Annotated in this window: 2 protein-coding genes and 1 pseudogene; all 3 read right to left on the bottom strand. The window is 67.6% G+C overall.

Translation table 11 applies throughout. From position 1 onward, the window contains the following. Positions 1 to 411 (bottom strand): annotated as a pseudogene (locus tag EHS43_RS40970) (branched-chain amino acid ABC transporter permease); the annotation flags it as partial. Positions 412 to 416: 5 nt separating this feature from the next. After that, positions 417 to 1346: a branched-chain amino acid ABC transporter permease gene (locus EHS43_RS40965; RefSeq protein ID WP_125195597.1), complete on the bottom strand. Its 930-nt coding sequence runs from the start codon at positions 1344 to 1346 to the stop codon at positions 417 to 419. 132 nt (positions 1347 to 1478) lie between these two features. Beyond that, entirely contained in the window at positions 1479 to 2699 is a 1221-nt protein-coding gene (locus EHS43_RS40960; protein WP_125195598.1) for a branched-chain amino acid ABC transporter substrate-binding protein, read from the bottom strand. Positions 2700 to 3252 lie beyond the last annotated feature (553 nt).

The following is a 3252-nucleotide window of genomic DNA, read 5'->3' as shown; positions in this document are numbered from 1 at the left end:
GGCGCCGATGACGGGGAGGAGGGAGGCGATGGCCGCGACCCAGCCGCCCGGTTCGAGGTTGGCGAGTCCGCCGAGTTCGGCGGCGATCGAGATGATCGTGTACCAGGTGACGCCGAAGCCGCCGAGGGCGGTGAGGACCAGGGGGGCGTTGTTGCGGGCGGGTATGAGGCCGCGCAGGCCGGGGACGTCGTAGGCCGCGAGGGCGAACACCGTGATGAGCAGGCCGGCGACGAAGGTCAGCCACTGGAGGCCGCCGGGGTAGCCGGTGATGGTGAGGTCGCCGGGGAACTCGCTGGTCCAGGTCCAGGCGAGGAACGCGGAGGCGGCGGTGGCTATGCCTCCGGCGAGCAGGAGCGCGCGGGCCGCTGCGAGCGGCAGGGGGATCAGGCCGCGGGTGGTGGTGTCGGTCATCGTGATCACGCCCTGTCCGCTACGCGTTCGCCGAGCAGGCCTTGTGGCCTGACGAGGAGGACGATGATGAGGAGGGCGAAGGCCCAGACGTTGGCCCAGCTCTGGCCGCCGAGCTTGTCCATGCCGGGGATGCCGTCGATGTACGCGGAGGCGAGGGTCTCGGCGATGCCGAGGACGAGGCCGCCGAGCATGGCGCCGTAGATGTTGCCGATGCCGCCGAGGACCGCGGCGGTGAAGGCCTTGAGGCCCATCAGGAAGCCCATGCGGTAGTCGATGTTGCCGTACTTGAGGCCGTAGGCGACGGCTGCGACCGCGGCGAAGAAGCCGCCGATGGCGAAGGCGATGACGATGATGCGGTTGGTGTCGATGCCCATGAGCTGTGCGGTGTCCGGGTCCTGGGCGGTGGCCTGCATGGCGCGGCCGGTGCGGGACTTGCGGACGAAGAAGGCGAGGGCGGACATGCAGAGGATGGCGGCCACGATGAGGAAGATGTCGGCGTCCTTGATGGTGACGGAGCCGATTTCGTGGGTGGCGTCGAGGCCGGGGAAGGCGACGGCGCGGTCGGCGCCGGGGTAGAAGTTGCGGACGACTTCCTGGAGGGCCAGGGAGAGGCCGATCGCGGTGATGAGCGGTGCGAGCCGTGGTGCTCCGCGCAGGGGCCGGTAGGCGAACCGTTCCGCTCCGACCGCGATGAGGATCGCGACGATGCCGCCGCCGACCAGCATCAGGGGAACGGCGACGGCCATCGAGACGCCGTCGGGAAGGATGTAGAAGTAGACCGTGAACGCGCCGAAGGCGCCGGTCATGAAGATCTCGCCGTGCGCGAAGTTGATGAGCTGGACGATGCCGTACACCATCGTGTAGCCGATGGCGATGAGCCCGTACATCGAGCCTAGGAGCAGCCCGTTGGCCAGCTGCTGCGGCAGGGTGTTCACCGCGTGGCCTCCATTGTCGCTGGTGGTCGTGTGCACGTGTGGCGTGCTGGGGTGGGGTGTGGCAAGGGCCGCGCGGTCGGGGTCCCCTTCCGCGCGGCCCGTGGTGAGGTGCTGTTGCCGTCGAGGCCGGGACTAGCTGGCGGTGCCGGTCTTCACGGCCTTCCACGCACCCTTGGTGACCTGGTAGACGGTGAGCTGCTTGTTGGTGGTGTCGCCGTACTCGTCGAAGGAGACCTTGCCGGAGATGCCTTCGAAGTCGGACTTCTGGACGCCGTCGACGACGGCGGAGCGCAGGGCGTTGATGTCGCTGGGGACCTTGCCGCCGTTGGCGTCGACGGCGGCCTTCACGGCCTTGATGATGGCGGTGGCGGCGTCGTAGGAGTACGCGCCGTAGGCGCCGTAGTCACCCTTGTAGCCCTTGGCCTTGTACGTCTCGATGAACGTCTTGGCGGCGGGCAGGGTGTCGGCGGGGACACCGACGGCGGTGGCGAGGTCGCCCTCGGAGGCGGCGCCCGCGGTCTCGATGTAGGTGGAGGCGAACATGCCGTCGCCGCCGAAGAGCGGGATCTTGACTCCGCCGTCCTTCATCTGCTTGGTGATCAGCGAGGACTCGTCGTACTGGCCGCCGTAGTAGACCAGGTCGGCCTTGGAGGTCTTGATCTTGGTGACGAGGGAGCCGAAGTCCTTGTCGCCGGTGTTGACGTGGTCGGTGCCGACCACGCTGCCGCCGAGCTTCTTGAACTGCTCGTTGAAGATCTTGGCGAGGCCGGCGCCGTAGGTCTGCTTGTCGTCGACGACGAAGACCTTCTTCTTCTTGAGGCCGTTGTACGCGTAGTCGGCGGCGAAGCTGCCCTGGAGCTCGTCGGTGGTGGCGGTGCGGAAGTACGTCTTGTAGGGACGCTTCTTGGCCGTCTGCCAGTCCTTGCCCTGGGTCAGGGCGGGGTTGGTGTTCGAGGGGGAGATCTCGACCATGTTGGCCGATTCGAACACCTGCTGCATCGACTGGGCGACGCCGGAGTTCAGCGGGCCGACGGCGCCGACGGCGGTCTTGTCACCGGTGATGGCGGTGGCGTTGGACTGGCCGGTGGCCGGCTGCGCCTTGTCGTCGTAGGCCTTCAGTTTGAAGGTGACGCCCGGGACGAGCTTGTTCTTGTTGGCGTCGTCGACGGCGATCTGGGCGCCGTACTGGATGCCGAGACCGGTGGTGGAGTTCTCGCCGGACAGCGGGGCGTCCACGCCGATGGTGAGGGTGGTGCCACCCCCGTTGTCACTGTCGCCGCCCTTGTCGTCTCGGGAGCCGCAGGCGGTGAGTGTGAGAGCCCCCGTCGCCATGACGGAGGTCAGGATCACCATGGAACGTCGCACAATCAGTCCTTTCCGCAGGCACGCGCGCCCTCGTGGGTGCGGCTGGTGCCCGCGCTTTACCGAACTCCCGATGGAGCGGTGACTGGCCGTGACTCTAAGCCCGGTTTGCGGGAAGGGGCATCGCTGTGCGCTGGCTTGTGACTTTCTTGTTATGACGTGATGGATGCCGGGCTTCCGCGGAGGGGACTCTCGGCCGGTTTGGCGGATTGCTCCCTCAGTCCGCATTTTGAGAACCTGCACTTCCGCTTGGCCGTCCGGGCTGTGGGGCCGGTGTCGGGGCGCAGGCGCCCCGAAGGAGCCGAAAAAGGTCGCGGGAGTACGCCCGGCCGAAGATGAAGCTGTGATGCTGTATTGCGCGCGCGTTACGGAGCGTTACGTCAAGAAAAGGGAGGTCCGCATTCAGGGGCAGTCCCGAACAGTCGGAAACCGATATCTCCACGGTGATCCGGCGCGTGGTGCCGGGGCGCACGGTGAAGGCGGCGGGCAGGGCGTGGGCGGAGAGGCCGGGGAAGGCGGCGCCGGTGACCTGAAGGGTGACGGG

Origin of the sequence: Streptomyces sp. RP5T (assembly GCF_003933965.1) — a bacterium.
Classification (GTDB): Bacteria; Actinomycetota; Actinomycetes; order Streptomycetales; family Streptomycetaceae; genus Streptomyces.
This window is presented reverse-complemented; position numbering and strand designations above follow the sequence as displayed.

Bases quoted from the DNA above. Each gene is read 5' to 3' on its own strand.
- EHS43_RS40960 (WP_125195598.1), bottom strand. From the start codon at position 2,699: ATGGTGATCCTGACCTCCGTCATGGCGACGGGGGCTCTCACACTCACC.